Source organism: Streptomyces sp. HUAS MS02, from assembly GCF_055702265.1.
Genome location: NZ_CM146747.1, coordinates 5,869,551 through 5,885,066 on the forward strand (window position 1 = coordinate 5,869,551; position 15,516 = coordinate 5,885,066).

The 15,516-nt window shown below is 71.7% G+C and carries 14 protein-coding genes and 1 riboswitch; of the genes, 13 read left to right on the top strand and 1 reads right to left on the bottom strand.

Features of this window, described 5'->3' with window-relative positions:
• Window positions 1–2: 2 nt before the first annotated feature.
• Window positions 3–740 carry a hypothetical protein gene (locus ACZ9QC_RS25325; protein WP_472915218.1) on the bottom strand — a complete coding sequence of 246 codons (738 nt, stop codon included), beginning with the start codon at window positions 738–740 and terminating at the stop codon, window positions 3–5.
• Between the two features lie 238 nt (window positions 741–978).
• On the opposite strand from ACZ9QC_RS25325, the gene ACZ9QC_RS25330 reads away from it, so the two are divergent.
• The 13 genes from ACZ9QC_RS25330 to ACZ9QC_RS25390 all read left to right on the top strand — a co-directional run bounded on the left by ACZ9QC_RS25330 (window position 979) and on the right by ACZ9QC_RS25390 (window position 15,322).
• Entirely contained in the window at window positions 979–3,009 is a 2,031-nt protein-coding gene (locus ACZ9QC_RS25330; protein WP_472915219.1) for an N-6 DNA methylase, read from the top strand.
• A 217-nt stretch (window positions 3,010–3,226) separates the two neighbouring features.
• Window positions 3,227–3,868, top strand: coding sequence for a hypothetical protein (locus ACZ9QC_RS25335; RefSeq protein WP_472915220.1), 642 nt, complete (start codon window positions 3,227–3,229; stop codon window positions 3,866–3,868).
• 71 nt (window positions 3,869–3,939) lie between these two features.
• A complete protein-coding gene (locus ACZ9QC_RS25340; protein WP_472921802.1) occupies window positions 3,940–5,406 on the top strand; it encodes a protein kinase domain-containing protein in 1,467 nt (488 codons plus the stop codon).
• A 137-nt stretch (window positions 5,407–5,543) separates the two neighbouring features.
• Entirely contained in the window at window positions 5,544–6,215 is a 672-nt protein-coding gene (locus ACZ9QC_RS25345) for a SurA N-terminal domain-containing protein (RefSeq protein WP_472915221.1), read from the top strand.
• A gap of 56 nt (window positions 6,216–6,271) precedes the next feature.
• On the top strand, window positions 6,272–7,288 hold the full coding sequence (locus ACZ9QC_RS25350) for a nucleoside triphosphate pyrophosphohydrolase (RefSeq protein WP_472915222.1): 1,017 nt from the start codon (window positions 6,272–6,274) through the stop codon (window positions 7,286–7,288).
• A 1-nt stretch (window position 7,289) separates the two neighbouring features.
• Entirely contained in the window at window positions 7,290–7,781 is a 492-nt protein-coding gene (locus ACZ9QC_RS25355; RefSeq protein ID WP_472915223.1) for a hypothetical protein, read from the top strand.
• An 85-nt stretch (window positions 7,782–7,866) separates the two neighbouring features.
• Window positions 7,867–9,177, top strand: coding sequence for a cytochrome P450 family protein (locus ACZ9QC_RS25360; protein ID WP_472915224.1), 1,311 nt, complete (start codon window positions 7,867–7,869; stop codon window positions 9,175–9,177).
• Window positions 9,178–9,382: 205 nt separating this feature from the next.
• Window positions 9,383–10,396 (top strand): transglycosylase family protein, encoded by a 1,014-nt coding sequence (locus ACZ9QC_RS25365; protein WP_472915225.1) that lies wholly within the window; start codon window positions 9,383–9,385, stop codon window positions 10,394–10,396.
• A gap of 182 nt (window positions 10,397–10,578) precedes the next feature.
• Window positions 10,579–10,778, top strand: a riboswitch (cyclic di-AMP (ydaO/yuaA leader).
• Window positions 10,779–10,782: 4 nt separating this feature from the next.
• Entirely contained in the window at window positions 10,783–11,457 is a 675-nt protein-coding gene (locus ACZ9QC_RS25370) for a transglycosylase family protein (RefSeq protein WP_472915226.1), read from the top strand.
• A 442-nt stretch (window positions 11,458–11,899) separates the two neighbouring features.
• A complete protein-coding gene (eno, locus tag ACZ9QC_RS25375) occupies window positions 11,900–13,180 on the top strand; it encodes a phosphopyruvate hydratase (protein WP_472915227.1) in 1,281 nt (426 codons plus the stop codon).
• A 111-nt stretch (window positions 13,181–13,291) separates the two neighbouring features.
• Entirely contained in the window at window positions 13,292–13,774 is a 483-nt protein-coding gene (locus ACZ9QC_RS25380) for an FtsB family cell division protein (RefSeq protein ID WP_472915228.1), read from the top strand.
• Window positions 13,775–13,832: 58 nt separating this feature from the next.
• Entirely contained in the window at window positions 13,833–14,384 is a 552-nt protein-coding gene (locus ACZ9QC_RS25385; RefSeq protein ID WP_472915229.1) for a DUF501 domain-containing protein, read from the top strand.
• Window positions 14,381–15,322 (top strand): Ppx/GppA phosphatase family protein, encoded by a 942-nt coding sequence (locus ACZ9QC_RS25390; protein WP_472915230.1) that lies wholly within the window; start codon window positions 14,381–14,383, stop codon window positions 15,320–15,322. Before ACZ9QC_RS25385 ends, ACZ9QC_RS25390 begins: the two co-directional genes overlap by 4 nt.
• Window positions 15,323–15,516 lie beyond the last annotated feature (194 nt).

Below are 15,516 nucleotides of genomic sequence, written 5' to 3' on the forward strand. Positions count from 1 at the left end.
GTTCAGCTGAAGTCCTCGTCGAGGTCGATGACCTTGCCCTTGGGGGCCTTGGCGGGCACGGGCTCGTCGAAGTCGGTGAAGACGAGGTCGCCGGGCTCCTTCGCGGACTGGCTGACGACCCGCAGCAGGTACGGCTTGCCCTCGGTGGCGACGTACAGGGTGTAACGGTCCTTGCCGTCCTTCTCGTTCAGGGTGAAGGCGGGGGTGCCGTCGACCTCGGCGGTCTTGCCGCGAGTGGCGCCGGAGTCGACGTCCTCGAAGTCGGCGAGGACGGTGTCGAGGTCGCAGAAGCCCGCGATGTCCTTGGAGTCCGAGGCGGTCGCGGACGTCTTGGTCCACTTGCCGGCGAGCATGTCGACGACCATGTCGGCCTCCTCCTCGGAGGAGTCCTTCGACTGGGCGCGCAGGAAGGCCTCGTCGTACTTCATGTAGAGGGTGTCGCCGACCTTGATCAGCTCGGCCTGGCCCTCGCCCCCCATGCTCATGGTGCCGGCGCAGTCGCCCTTCTTGTTCATCGCCATGTCCATCTGGACCGTGCCGCCGGCGGACTCGTCCTGGATCTCGCCCTTCATCCGGAGCGATTCGGCGTCCGAGGTGGCCTTCACGGCCTTGTCGGCGATCTCGCCGCCGGTCAGACCCGCGAAGGGGCCCTCGGCCTTCTCCTCGCCGGGCAGACAGCCGGTGAGCGAGAAGGTCGCCGCGGCGGCGATGCAGAGAGCGGCGAGAGCGGTGCGACGCATGGTTGTTCCCCCCTGGGAATCGATGAGTGAGCGGAGCGGCGGGCGTCGATACACAGCGCGCAGACGTGTGATGGCTTGGATCGAGCGGTCCGCCGTTCGATGGGTCAATAAGAGCAGAGCCTGTGAACCGAGTCAACACGGTTCACGGAATCCGGGGAGTTCACGGCGTGAAGGGGTAGATCTTGCGTGCGTCGGTATGCTCGACGTCACACCACCAGGTACGAGGGGAGCCGGGCGCGTGCAGGGGAACCAGACAGAGGTCACGGCCGCGGACATCGCGCGGCTCGCCGGGGTGGGTCGCGCCGCCGTCAGCAACTGGCGCCGTCGGCACGCCGACTTCCCCAAACCGGTCGGCGGCACCGAGACCAGCCCGGCCTTCGCGCTCAGCGAGGTCGAGGAGTGGCTGCGCGACCAGGGCAAGCTCGCCGAGGTGCCCCTGAAGGAGCGCGTCTGGCAGCAGGTCACCGGTCACCCGGAGGGCCCCGTCACCGCCCTGGTGCACGCGGGCTGCGCCCTGCTCCTCCTGCACGACCGGCCCCTGGCCTGGCTGGGGTTGAGCGCCGTCACCGACGACGGGGAACTGGCCCGGCTGCTGCCCGAGCCGCTCGGGGAGGTCCTCACTCCGCGCTTCGGCCCGGCCCGTGAGCCCGCCGTCTCCCGGCCGCTGCCCGCCGAGATCCTGCCCTCGATCCCGCTGCTGCGCGGCGCCACCGAACTCGCGGCCGACCTCGGCGCGCGGCAGACCTTCGAGTTCCTGCTCGCCCGGCACCTCGACGCCAACCCGCGCCAGTACACGCTCACTCCGGGTGAACTGGCCGAGCTGATGGCCGAACTCGCCGGACCCGCCCGGTCGGTGCTCGACCCGGCCTGCGGCACCGGCGCCCTCCTGCGGGCCGTCGCCGCCCGCCCCGGCCAGGAGCTGTACGGCCAGGACAGTGCCGCCGAACTGGCCGCCCTCACCGCGCTCCGCCTCGCCCTGCGCACCGGCAGCACCGTCCGCACCGCCCCGGGGGACAGCCTTCGCGCGGACGCCTACGAGAACCTCAGGGCCGAGGCCGTCCTGTGTCACCCGCCGTTCAACGAGCGCAACTGGGGCCACGACGAACTCGCCTACGACCCGCGCTGGGAGTACGGCTTCCCGGCCCGCACGGAGTCCGAACTCGCCTGGGTGCAGCACGCGCTGGCCCGCCTGGAGGACGGCGGCACCGCCGTGCTGCTGATGCCGCCGGCCGCCGCGAGCCGCCGCTCGGGGCGCCGGATCCGCGCCGACCTGCTGCGCCGGGGCGCCCTGCGCGCCGTGATCGCCCTGCCGGTCGGCGCGGCACCCCCGTACAACATCCCGCTGCACCTGTGGGTGCTGCGCAGGCCCGGCAGGGCGTCCGTGCCACCGCGGCTGCTGCTCGTCGACACCGGACGGCTCGTGCCCGAGGGACGGAGCGGGTTCGACTGGGCGGCGGTGCGCGCCGCCGTGCTCGACGCCTGGCGGCCCTTCGACCGCGCGGGCGATGCGGTGGAGCAGCCGGGGATCAGCCGTGCGCTGCCGGTCATCGACCTGCTCGACGACGACGTGGACCTGGCCCCCGCCCGGCACCTGCCGCCCCCGGCCGCGGGCGGCGGCGCCGAGGAACTGACCGCCGTACGCGCACGCCTCGGCGAGACCCTTCGGCTGACCGCCGACCTCACACCCCCGCTCCCCGAGGAGGCGCGGCCGACGCGCTGGCCCCTCACCACGGTCGGCGAACTCGCGCGCGGGGGAGCCCTGGTGCTGCGCACCGGCGGGAACGGCCCCCACGCGCGCGTGCTCACCGACCACGACGTCCTGGCCGGCACGGCGCCCTCCGGAACGCTGCCCGAGACCGCGGGCGAGGCGCCTGTGCTGGTGGCGCCCGGCGACGTCGTCGTCCCCGTCCTCGGCGGGGGCGGGATCGCGCGGGTCGTCGACGAGGACACCGCGGGCGCCGCCCTCGGCCGCAACCTCACCCTGCTGCGTCCCGACACGGCGGCGCTCGACCCCTGGTTCGTCGCCGGGTTCCTGCGCTCGACCGCCAACAGCCGCCAGGCCAGCAGCTACGCCTCCACCGCGACCCGGCTCGACGTCCGCCGCCTCCAACTGCCCCGCCTGCCGCTGGAGCAGCAGCGCCGCTACGGCGAACGGTTCCGTGCCCTGGCCGCCTTCGAGGACGCCCTGCGGCAGGCCGGCCGCCTCGGCGAACGCCTGGTGCGCGGCATGTACGACGGCCTGACGGACGGCACGGTCGCCCCGGACTGAGCCTGCGCACGGCCGACCGCGCGCCGCCAACTCCCCCCGCGCGTCCACCGCTGATGCCTTGCACGCCTAGCGGACGGAACCGCTCCGGTCCGGGACGGCGTGACCAGCACTGCGGTACTACAACGGTTGTCCACAACCCTGGACCTCATGTCGCGGTCGACCGATACCCTCGGGACGACATCGCACGTCCACTCTCACCAGGCCCTCAGGAGCAGCCATGCAAGGCCACGGCTACGCGCCGACACCGCCCCCCGGCCCCGATCAAGGGGGCCAGATCACACTCCGTGTGATCTTCGTGGTGGTCGCGGTCATGAGCTGTGGCCTGCTCGCCTGGGCCTGCCTGCTGCGGCTCGCCTCGGTGACCCGCAGGCCCCGCGACTGGTGGCTGTTCGCCCTGGCGCTCGTCCACATCGTCGTGACGCTGTACATCATCGGCACCGACCCGGGCAAGGACGAGTTCACCACCTGGCGCGGTGACGTCGGCATGGGGCTGCTCTTCGGCGGACTCGTGGCGATCGTCGCGTACTACCTGTCCGCGGACATACGTCACTTCAGCCGCTCCCGTGCGGTGCCGCCGTCGCCGTTCGCCGGGACCACGGCGTACTCGGGCCAGAGCGGGTACAACACCCAGCCCTCCGGCTACAACCCCCAGCAGTCCGGCTACAGCTACCCGCCGGTCCCAGCCCCCCAGCCCTACACCCCGACCCCGCCGGTCCCGCAGCCGCCCGTGCAGCAGCCCCCGCCGCAGCACCAGCAGGCCCCGGACCCGCAGCGCCCCGGGCCCGCCCGAATCGACCAGGTGCGCGCCGAGCTGGACGAGCTCAGCGACTATCTCCGCAACCACGAGGGAGACAGGTGACCCAGGGGCAGGGGACCGGCCGCCTGATCACCGGCCGCTACGAACTGTCCACGCTCATCGGACAGGGCGGCATGGGCCAGGTGTGGACGGCCTACGACCAGCGCCTGGACCGGCGGGTGGCGGTGAAACTGCTGCGCCCGGACAAGGTCGCGGGCCAGGAGGCCGACGAACTGCGCCGCCGTTTCGTGCGGGAGTGCCGCGTCACGGCCCAGGTCGACCACCCCGGCCTGGTGACCGTGCACGACGCGGGCAGCGAGGGCGAGGAGCTGTTCCTCGTCATGCAGTACGTCGACGGGGCCGACCTCGCCGACCACCTCGCCGAGCACGACCCCTACCCGTGGCAGTGGGCCGTCTCGGTCGCCGCCCAGCTGTGCGCCGTGCTCTCCGCCGTGCACGCGGTACCGATCATCCACCGCGACCTCAAGCCGCGGAACGTCATGGTCAAGCAGGACGGCACGGTCACCGTCCTCGACCTCGGCGTCGCCTCCGTCATGGACAGCGACACCACCCGCCTCACCCACACCGGTTCACCCATCGGCAGCCCCGCCTACATGGCCCCCGAGCAGGCCATGGGCGGCGCGGTCGGCCCCTACACCGACCTGTACGCCCTCGGTGTGCTGATGCACGAACTGCTCAGCGGGAACGTCCCGTTCACCGGCTCGACCGCCCTCGGCGTGCTCCACCGCCACCTGTACGATCCGCCGGTCCCGGTCCGCCGCATCCGCCCCGAGGTCCCCGAGAACCTGGAGGCCCTGGTCCTCCGTCTGCTCTCCAAGGATCCGCAGCACCGCCCGTCCTCGGCCCAGGAGACGTACGAGCAACTCCTCCCGCTGCTGCCCGCGCGCGGTATGCCCACCGGGTCCCCGCTCGACCCCGCGCGCCCCTTCCTGCGCCCGCACGCCCCCTGGCCGGACCGCGCCCGCATCCCCGCGCCCCAGCCGTCGGCCGCGCCCGACCCCGCGCCCGCGGCCGACAAGCCCGACGTGGCCGGCGCCGTCGACGAGGTCAAGCGCCTCCTCGGCGAGGGCCGCATCACCCAGGCCGTCGACATCCTCGGCGCGATCCTCCCGGCCGCCGCCGCCCAGCACGGCGAGCACTCACCCGTCGTCCGCACTCTGCGCAAGCAGTACGCGGCCACGCTCATGGACGACGGCCAGTACCGCCGCGCCCTGCCCGAGCTGCGCCGCCTCGCCGACGAGCGCGCCGCCGAGGCCGGCCAGGCCGACACCCAGGCCCTGCGCTACCGCTACGACTCCGCCCAGTGCCTCGAACAGCTCGGCGAACCGGCCGCGGCCCTCGCCGAGTACCGCTCCCTGCTGCCGTACTACGAGAACCAGTACGTCGGCGGCGACCCCGAGCTCTCCCTCGACGTCCGCCGCCGCATAGGCCACCTGCTCCTCGCCCTCGGCGACCGCGGCGCCGCCCACGAGACCCTGGGCCGGCTGCTGCTCGACGTGGAACGGCTGCGGGGACCGGGCCACCCGCTGGCGGGCGAGGTGCGGCGCACCCTGCAGTGGCTGGGGCAAGTGCGGGGCTGAGCCGGACGTGGCACGAGGCGGTGCCGGAAGTCGACGTGAATCGTTGGTCGAATGGCTGGCCGAGAGCAGGGCCACTGCCTACCATCGATCACCGCAAGACCTTGTGCACCGCCGCACAATCTCCTCGGGAGGCCAACTTGCACCGCCGCCGTCGCACCGCGCTCCTCCTCACCGCCGCGCTCACCGCCGCGGCCCCGCTCCTCACCGCCTGCGGAGGCGATGCGCACCCCGGTGCGGCGGCCGTCGTCGGCGACGACCGGATCACCGTCGCGCAGCTGGAGAACCGGGTGAACGAGGTGCGCGCCGCCCAGCGCGCCGCGAGCACGGACGACAGCCAGTACCAGCAGGCCGTCGCCCAGACCAGCGCCCTCACCCGCAACACCCTGAACGGCATGGTCCTGGAGAAGGTCCTCGACCAGGCGCTGAACGACGCGGGCGTGACCGTCACCCGCAAGGAGGTCCAGCAGTACCGTTCCGGCCTGGAGACGGAGGCCGGCGGCGCCGAGGCCCTCGAAGCGGCCTACCTGCAGCGCTACAGCGTCGCCCCCGAGCAGTTGGAGGAGAGCCTCCGCAGCGATGTCGAGGTCCAGAAACTCGCAGCCGCCCTCGGCGCCGACCTGAACAGCCCGGAGGGCGGCACGGTCTTCTGGAAGGCCCTCTCGGAGGCATCCGAGAACCTCGGCGTCGACCTCAACCCCCGCTACGGCAGCTGGGGCGTCGACAAGGCATCCGGCCGCATCGGCCTCCTGGAGGCCAAGACCCCGTGGCTGAAGGAAGTCACCGGGGCGGGGACACAGCAGCCGGCGTAGCGCGGGGCGGAACCGGTGCTTCGGGGGCCGTCGGCGGCGTGGGTTACGTTCGTGGGGTGAACGCACACCGCCCCGACGGCGACCCCGGTCCCACGGCCCCCCAGACGTCGTCCCCCGACCCCGGCCGAGTCGTCCTGCTCACCACCAGCCACCGGGTGGCGCCCGGTCTGCTGTCCTGGCCCGCGTGGCAGGCACTGCACGGGGCGGACCGGGTCCTCTGCGCGGACGAGGCGCATCCGCAGCTCCCGTATCTGCGCGAGGCCGGCGTCACGGTCGAGCGGGCGACCCCGACGGCCGAGGAACTGGTCGACGCCTGCGCCGGCGGCCGCACCGTGGTCGTGGTGGCCACCGCCGAGGGCGAACCCCGCCTCACCGACGGCCTCGCCCGCCTCGCCGGTTCGGGCCGCCTCACGATGCCGTCCCTGGAGCTGCTCCCCGCCTCCTACGACCTCCCCGGCGCGCGCCTCCTCGACCTCGTCCAGGTCATGGACCGCATCCGGGCCGAATGCCCCTGGTCCTCGCAGCAGACCCACAAGGGCCTCGCCAAGTACGGCATCGAGGAGGCGTACGAACTCGTCGAGGCCATCGAGGAGGGCGACCGCGAGGAACTCCGCGAGGAACTGGGCGACGTCCTCCTCCAGGTCGTCTTCCACGCCCGTATCGCCGAGGACGACCCCGACGCCCCCTTCTCCATCGACGACGTCGCCGCCGGCATCATCACCAAGCTGATCCACCGCCACCCCCATGTCTTCGGCGACGCCACGGCCACCACCCCGGAGGAGGTCAAGGCGCACTGGCTGCGCACGAAGGCGATAGAGAAACGCCGGGAGTCCGTGACCGACGGCATCCCCCTCGGCCAGCCCGGCCTCGCCCTCGCCGCCAAGCTCTCCTCCCGCGTCCGCACCGCCGGCCTCGCCGTCCCGCCGCCCCAGGGCCACGGCATCGGCTACGAACTCCTCACCCTCGCCGCCCGCGCCGAGGCCGAGGGCACCGACCCCGAAGCGGCCCTGAGAGCGGCGTCCCGCGCCTACCGCGACGCGATCCGCACCGCGGAGGGCCTGGACACGGACTGACATGCCCCGGAGCGACGAAACCCCCGACCTGCCGTGGGACGAGGTGAAGGAGCGCTTCGACCCCGACCTGATGGGCGCCCTGCCGGACCTGTACGTCCCGAACGCATCGGCGCGGCACTGGCAGGCGCTCCTCGACCTCGTCGCACGGAGCGGCTGGAAGCACGAGTACATGGAAGGCGCCACGCCGCTGGCCGTGCCGAGTGCCGCCCACGTCCTCGCGCGACCGCCCGGCGCCGAATGCCCCCAGCTGAGGGTGTGGCCGACGCGGGACATGCTGGTGATCTTCCGCTTCCTCTCGGACGAGGAGATCGACTTCGACATGGACCTGCGGGAGATCCAGGGCCAGGACCGGCTCGACGCGTTCTGCGACTTCCTGCGCGGCCTCGGTCGCCACCTCGCCAGGCCGGTCGTGATGTGCCCGGAGGGTGCGTACGACCACCCGGTGCTCGGGTTCGACCCCGTGCTCGACCGAGTCCGGGTGCTGGGCGACTGAGGCCCGTCGCCCCCCCCGGGGCGCGCGGGACGAGAAGATCCTGGCCGGGAGGGAGGCCGCCCGGGGCGCCCGCTACCGTCGACGGGTGACCGAGCAGCCCGCACCCACCCCCACCGGCACTCCCGCGGCACCCCCCGCGCCCGACCTCTTCACCTGGGAGTTCGCCACCGACCCCTACCCGGCGTACGCCTGGCTCCGGGAGCACGCGCCGGTCCACCGGACCCGGCTCCCCAGCGGTGTGGAGGCCTGGCTGGTCACCCGCTACGCCGACGCCAAGCAGGCCCTCGCCGACGCGCGCCTGTCGAAGAACCCCGCGCACCACGCCGAGCCCGCCCACGCCAAGGGCAAGACCGGCATCCCCGGTGAGCGCAAGGCCGAGCTGATGACCCATCTGCTCAACATCGATCCGCCGGACCACACGCGGCTCCGCCGCCTCGTCTCCAAGGCGTTCACACCCCGCCGCGTCGCCGAATTCGCCCCGCGGGTCCAGGAGTTGACCGACCAGCTCATCGACCGCTTCGCGGAGACGGGCGAAGCCGACCTCATCCACGACTTCGCCTTCCCCCTGCCCATCCACGCCATCTGCGACCTGCTCGGCGTCCCCCGCGAGGACCAGGATGATTTCCGGGACTGGGCGGGCATGATGATCCGGCACGGCGGCGGCCCGAGGGGCGGTGTCGCGCGCTCGGTCAAGAAGATGCGCGGCTATCTCGCCGACCTCATCCACCGCAAGCGGGAAGCCCTCACCGAGCACCCCGCCCCCGGCGAGGACCTCATCTCCGGCCTCATCCGCGCCTCCGACCACGGCGAGCACCTCACCGAGAACGAGGCCGCGGCGATGGCGTTCATCCTGCTCTTCGCCGGCTTCGAGACGACCGTCAACCTCATCGGCAACGGCACCTACGCCCTGCTCACCCACCCCGAGCAGCGCTCCCGCCTCCAGACCTCCCTCGCCGCGGGGGAGACCGCGCTGCTCGAGACCGGCGTCGAGGAACTCCTGCGCTACGACGGCCCCGTGGAACTAGCCACCTGGCGCTTCGCGACCCGCCCCCTCACCGTCGGCGGGCAGGACATCGCCCCGGGTGACCCCGTCCTCGTCGTCCTCGCGGCCGCCGACCGCGACCCGGCCCGCTTCGAGGACCCCGACACCCTCGACCTCTCCCGCCGTGACAACCAGCACCTCGGTTACGGCCACGGCATCCACTACTGTCTCGGCGCCCCCCTCGCCCGCCTCGAAGGCCAGACCGCGCTGGCGACACTCCTCAGCCGCCTCCCCGACCTTCGACTCGCGGTGGATTCAGCCGATTTGAGATGGCGAGGAGGGCTCATCATGCGGGGATTGCGCACGCTTCCGGTGCAATTCACCCCGCAGGGGCGGTTCGTGGGCGGCGCGTGAACGGTACGTAGTAGTACCCGGGCAGCCCGTAGCAGTAACGCATTCCATGGCGGAAAATGACGCTCCCTCAACTCTGTGATCTTCACGTGATCTGCGCTGCATTAACTTGTGACAACTGATCGACTGCGGCTACGTTCACACGTCAGTGCGAAGGGGTCATCACGCCCTTCGCACCGGTCACTGCTGTCGTGTGAAAGGCAACCGCATGCTCTCCGGGAACGGTCGTCACCGTCGCCCCCGTCAGGCGCCCGCCCTCCTCGTCGCGGCCGGAGTGACCGGCTCGGCCATCGCGATCCCCCTGCTCGGCGCCACCGGCGCGAGCGCGGCCGACGGGACCACCTGGGACCAGGTGGCGGAGTGCGAGAGCGGTGGCTTCTGGAGCGCGGACACCGGGAACGGGCGCTACGGCGGCCTCCAGCTCACCCAGGCGAACTGGGAGAAGTACGGCGGCCTCGACTATGCGACCAGCGCCGACCAGGCCAGCCGTTCGCAGCAGATAGCCGTCGCCGAGAAGGTGCTCGCCGACCAGGGCGTCGGCGTCTGGGCCACGTGCGGTCTGCTGCACAACCTCGGTGGCGACTCCGGTTCGGCCGACGTGGACACGGGCGTTGCGGACGACTCGGCGAAGTCGGGCGGTTCCTCCGATTCCTCCGATTCAGCCAACTCGTCTGGTTCTTCGGATTCGTCAGGTTCATCTGATTCGTCCACTTCGGCCGGGAAGGGTGACGGGTCCGACTCGGCCGAGCCCTCGGACTCGACCGGCTCGACCGCCGACGGCTCCACCGAGGCCGAGGTCGAGGCCGGCGCGGACGACTCCGCGACCTCCGAGGGGGCAAAGTCGGACAAGTCTGAGCAAAGCGACAAGTCTTCGGCCGGTGAGAGTGATGCCGGTACCGGTCGCCACCGCGGCGCCAGCGCCGACGAGAGCGCCGCCGTCGACGCGGAGGCCGGTGTGGACGCGACCGAGGGCTCCCGCGCCGCCGACCCCACCCCCTCCGGCCGTCACGCCTCCCGTGGCGGCGACGCGGCGCAGGCGGCCACGGACGGCGCGTACACCGTCCGTGCGGGCGACAGCCTGACGCGGATCGCCAACTCGCTGGACCTGACCGGCGGGTGGCGCGAGCTGTACGCCGAGAACGAGACCACGGTCGGAACCGACCCGGACCTCATCCTTCCCGGTCAGACCCTCGAAGTCGGTGCCGAAACGGGCGAAAAGTAGCGAGAGTTCGGGTCACCATTCGCCCCTGAATGCCCGTTTTGATCTCCATGGGAGATGAATCACAGACCCCCTGATCGTCTTTGAAATTCGGGCAATCACCTGTTTACGGTCGTGACCGCTCGCCACAGCGGGCCCCTGCGGTCGGTACGCCGAATCCTGCCAACGGCCGCAAGGAACAGTCGTCGCGTCAAGCGCCGTAGGCAGGAGCGGGGGACCCAAGGTAAGTGCCGGGTCCGGTGGTTGCGGCCCTTCGGGGGCGTACGTCCGGAACCGGCTCGGGGTGAAGCCGCGCCATGTGAGCCGAGAGGCGAGCGGACGCGGCCGGGCAACTCAACCGGCCCGAACCCGACAGCTCACCTCGCAGGCGTCGGTGAGGGGATCTCTCCATGCTGTTTTCCAGCAAGGGCAAGCACCGTCGCCCGTCCAAGGCTGTTCGCGCCATCGCCGTCGCCGGTGTCACCGGCGCCGCCGCCGTCGCCGCCCCGCTGATGGCCGCCGGCAGCGCCTCCGCCGCCACCGCCTCCGAGTGGGACGCCGTCGCCCAGTGCGAGTCCGGCGGCAACTGGTCCATCAACACCGGCAACGGCTACTACGGCGGCCTGCAGTTCGCGGCCTCCACCTGGGCCGGCTACGGCGGCACGCAGTACGCCTCCACCGCCGACCAGGCGACCAAGGCCCAGCAGATCGCCATCGCCGAGAAGGTCCTCGCGGGCCAGGGCAAGGGCGCCTGGCCGGTCTGCGGCAAGGGCCTGTCCAGCGCCTCGTACGACGGCGCCGCCGCCTCCTCCTCGAACTCCGGCACCTCGCAGAAGAGCACCGAGAAGAGCGGCGAGGAGACCCGCGCCTCCCGTTCCTCCGAGCGCGCCACCGTCGAGACCCCGACCGGCAAGAAGGTCAAGAAGGGCGACGGCGAGTACAAGGTCGTCAGCGGCGACACCCTCAGCGGCATCGCCGAGAAGAAGAACGTCAAGGGTGGCTGGGAGAAGCTCTTCGAGCTGAACAAGGACATCATCGACGACGCCGACTTCATCTACCCGGGCCAGCAGCTCCACCTGAGCTGACCCCGGGCGAGGACGACGACTACCACACGCCTGCCGTCCCCCACGGCCGCCCCCATGGCCGGGCAGGCGGGGCTGGTTCGGCCGGGCCGAGAAATTCGGGCCGCTTCCCGGCTGAACCACAGCCCGCTCACATCCGTGTCCTCCATAGTGAAGACCTCGTGAGGCCGTCCCCCGTCCCCACGAGCTCCCCGCCCCGGTGCGCATTCCCCCGTACGCACCGGGGCGGGGTTTTTCATGCCCGTGCACCTCCAGGCCCGCCCCGCGGGACCCTTCCCGTTCACTTTCTGGCCCACCCCCCTTTGTTCCGGACTGAAACAATGGGTACGGTCTGTCTGTCCACGGGACGGTCGGTCGGCTGCCGACGCGCCCGGGGCGGTTAGGCTCTAGTCGCAAGGCCCGCGGGCCCCGCACTTCCGCGTCACATCCCATGAAGGAGATGCTCGTGCCGTCCATCGACGTCGTCGTAGCCCGGGAAATCCTCGACTCGCGAGGCAACCCCACCGTCGAGGTCGAGGTCGGCCTCGACGACGGCAGCACCGGTCGTGCCGCCGTCCCGTCCGGCGCCTCCACCGGTGCCTTCGAAGCCATCGAGCTCCGTGACGGCGACCCCAACCGCTACCTCGGCAAGGGTGTCGAGAAGGCCGTCCTCGCCGTGATCGAGCAGATCGGCCCGGAGCTCGTCGGCTACGACGCCACCGAGCAGCGCCTCATCGACCAGGCGATGTTCGACCTGGACGCCACCGACAACAAGGCCTCCCTCGGCGCCAACGCCATCCTCGGCGTCTCCCTCGCCGTCGCCCACGCCGCCTCCGAGGCCAGCGACCTGCCGCTCTTCCGCTACCTGGGCGGCCCGAACGCGCACCTGCTGCCCGTTCCGATGATGAACATCCTGAACGGCGGCTCGCACGCCGACTCCAACGTGGACATCCAGGAGTTCATGATCGCCCCCATCGGCGCGGAGTCCTTCTCCGAGGCCCTGCGCTGGGGCGCCGAGGTCTACCACACCCTCAAGAAGGTGCTGAAGACCAAGGGCCTGTCCACCGGCCTCGGCGACGAGGGCGGCTTCGCCCCGAACCTGGAGTCCAACCGCGCCGCCCTGGACCTCATCCTCGAGGCCATCAAGGAGGCCGGCTACACCCCCGGCGAGCAGATCGCCCTGGCGCTCGACGTCGCCGCCTCCGAGTTCTACAAGGACGGCGTCTACGTCTTCGAGGGCAAGGAGCGCTCCGCCGCCGAGATGACCGAGTACTACGCCGACCTCGTCGAGGCGTACCCGCTCGTCTCCATCGAGGACCCGCTGTTCGAGGACGACTGGGCCGGCTGGAACACCATCACCGCGAAGCTGGGCGACAAGGTCCAGATCGTCGGCGACGACCTCTTCGTCACCAACCCCGAGCGTCTCGCCCGCGGTATCGAGGAGGGCTCCGCCAACGCCCTGCTGGTCAAGGTCAACCAGATCGGTTCGCTGACCGAGACCCTGGACGCCGTCGAGCTGGCCCAGCGCAACGGCTTCAAGTGCATGATGTCCCACCGCTCCGGCGAGACCGAGGACGTCACCATCGCCGACCTCGCCGTCGCCGTGAACTGCGGCCAGATCAAGACCGGCGCCCCGGCCCGCTCGGACCGCGTCGCCAAGTACAACCAGCTGCTGCGCATCGAGGAGATCCTCGACGACGCCGCGGTCTACGCCGGCCGCAGCGCCTTCCCCCGTTTCAAGGGCTGACGGCAACAGTAGGAAGCGTCGTACGTACGTCCCCGTACCGGTCCCGTACCGTGTGCGGGGACGTACGCGCGTGCGCGCGGGAGAAGGCAGAAGCGGAAGGGGAAGCGGGACATGGCCGTGAAGGACCGGGACCGGGACCGTTTCTCCACCGCGACCCGGCTGAAGGTGCTCGGTGAGCAGACGGCCGCCCGGGTCTACCGCTCCCAGACCAAGCGCCAGGCCCGCCGCTCCCGGCTGACCGGCCGGGCCGCGCTCCTCGCCCTCGTCCTCTGTTCGATGATCGTGGCGCTCGCCTATCCCATAAGGCAGTACGTCTCCCAGCGTGCCGAGATCGCCGACATGCAGCGGGAGCGCGAGGAGGCGCGCGAGCGGGTCGAGGAGTTGCGCGACCTCAAGGCGCGCTGGCAGGACGACGCGTACGCCGAGCAGCGCATCCGCGAGCGGCTGCACTATGTGATGCCGGGCGAGACCGGTTACACGATGATCGACCCGGACGCGGCGAAGCAGTCCCGTACGACCCAGGGGGCGGCCGACCGTCCCTGGTACACCAATGTCTGGGACGGGGTCGACAAGGCCGACGCCGCCGACAGCTGAACGGTCACCTTCGTGACCGTCAACCGATGAGCCACACCGAGGACTTGAGTAGCAGGTTATGCAGACCCCTCCGCCGCCCACCCCGCGCACCGAGCCGACCGACGCCGACGTCGAGGCCTTCCAGCAGCAGCTCGGGCGCCCGCCGCGCGGGCTGCGCGCCATCGCGCACCGCTGCCCCTGCGGACAGCCGGACGTCGTCGAGACGGCTCCGCGCCTGCCGGACGGGACGCCCTTCCCCACGACGTACTACCTGACGTGCCCGCGCGCGGCCTCCGCGATCGGCACGCTGGAGGCGAACGGCGTGATGAAGGAGATGACGGAGCGGCTGGGGACCGACCCGGAGCTGGCCGCCGCCTACCGGTCCGCGCACGAGGACTACATCGCCCGCCGTGACGAGATCGAGGTCCTGGAGGGCTTCCCGAGCGCGGGCGGCATGCCGGACCGGGTGAAGTGCCTGCACGTCCTCGTCGGCCACTCGCTGGCCGCCGGTCCCGGCGTCAACCCGCTGGGCGACGAGGCGATCGCGATGCTGCCGGAGTGGTGGGCCAAGGGCCCGTGCGTGGTGCCGGCGTCGGCGCCCGAGAAGACCGAGCAGGGGGAGGACCAGTGACCCGGGTCGCCGCCGTCGACTGCGGTACGAACTCCATCCGGCTCCTCGTCGCCGACGCCGACCCGGCCGCCGGTGAGCTGGTCGAGCTGGACCGGCGGATGATCATCGTGCGGCTGGGCCAGGGCGTGGACCGTACGGGACGGCTGGCGCCCGAGGCGCTGGAGCGGACCTTCGCGGCCTGCCGCGAGTACGCGGCCGTCATCAAGGACCTGGGCGCCGAGCGGATCCGTTTCGTGGCCACCTCCGCCTCCCGGGACGCCGAGAACCGGGACGACTTCGTGCGCGGGGTGTTCGACATCCTCGGCGTCGAGCCCGAGGTGATCTCCGGCGACCGGGAGGCCGAGTTCTCCTTCACGGGCGCCACCAAGGAGCTGACGGGCCGCACCGACCTCACCACGCCGTACCTGGTGGTGGACATCGGCGGCGGCTCCACGGAGTTCGTCGTCGGCGACGGGCGGGTGCGCGGCGCCCGCTCGGTGGACATCGGCTGCGTACGGCTGACCGAGCGGCACCTCGTCCGGGACGGGGCGGTCGTCGACCCGCCCGGGCCGGAGCAGATCGCCGCGATCCGCGCCGACATCGAGGCGGCGCTCGACCTCGCCGAGCGGGACGTGCCGCTGCGCGAGGCGCACACCCTGGTCGGGCTGGCGGGTTCGGTCACCACCCTGTCCGCGATCGCCCAGGACCTGCCCGCGTACGACTCGGCGGCCATCCACCACTCGCGGATCGCCTACGACCGGGTCCGTGAGATCACCGAGTGGCTGCTGCGGTCCACGCACGCCGAGCGGGAGGCGGTCCCGTCGATGCATCCCGGGCGGGCGGACGTGATCGCGGCGGGCTCCCTGGTGCTGCTGTCGATCATGGAGCGGATCGGGGCGGCGGAGGTCGTGGTGAGCGAACACGACATTCTGGACGGCATCGCCTGGTCCGTGGCGTAGTCCGGGGGTGACCGCCGGGGTCCTCCCGGCGGCCCGCGGACGCTTGTGAGCGAGTGTTTACTACTCACTGGTAGCCCTCGCTTGAGCTGTTCGGATAACGTATGAGCGCGTCCGAGGGGTGCTCCGGCACCTCTCGTCGACCCGGCGCCGAGAAAGTTCGTGAAGTTCTTCACAAGAGAATCGCCCCTGTTGAG

What these genes read in the sequence shown, in the direction of transcription:
- ACZ9QC_RS25325 (WP_472915218.1), bottom strand. Translation starts at nt 740, where the DNA reads ATGCGTCGCACCGCTCTCGCCGCTCTCTGCATCGCCGCCGCGGCGACC.
- ACZ9QC_RS25335 (WP_472915220.1), top strand. Translation starts at nt 3,227, where the DNA reads ATGCAAGGCCACGGCTACGCGCCGACACCGCCCCCCGGCCCCGATCAA.
- ACZ9QC_RS25340 (WP_472921802.1), top strand. Translation starts at nt 3,940, where the DNA reads ATGGGCCAGGTGTGGACGGCCTACGACCAGCGCCTGGACCGGCGGGTG.
- ACZ9QC_RS25355 (WP_472915223.1), top strand. Translation starts at nt 7,290, where the DNA reads ATGCCCCGGAGCGACGAAACCCCCGACCTGCCGTGGGACGAGGTGAAG.
- ACZ9QC_RS25365 (WP_472915225.1), top strand. Translation starts at nt 9,383, where the DNA reads ATGCTCTCCGGGAACGGTCGTCACCGTCGCCCCCGTCAGGCGCCCGCC.
- ACZ9QC_RS25370 (WP_472915226.1), top strand. Translation starts at nt 10,783, where the DNA reads ATGCTGTTTTCCAGCAAGGGCAAGCACCGTCGCCCGTCCAAGGCTGTT.
- ACZ9QC_RS25380 (WP_472915228.1), top strand. Translation starts at nt 13,292, where the DNA reads ATGGCCGTGAAGGACCGGGACCGGGACCGTTTCTCCACCGCGACCCGG.
- ACZ9QC_RS25385 (WP_472915229.1), top strand. Translation starts at nt 13,833, where the DNA reads ATGCAGACCCCTCCGCCGCCCACCCCGCGCACCGAGCCGACCGACGCC.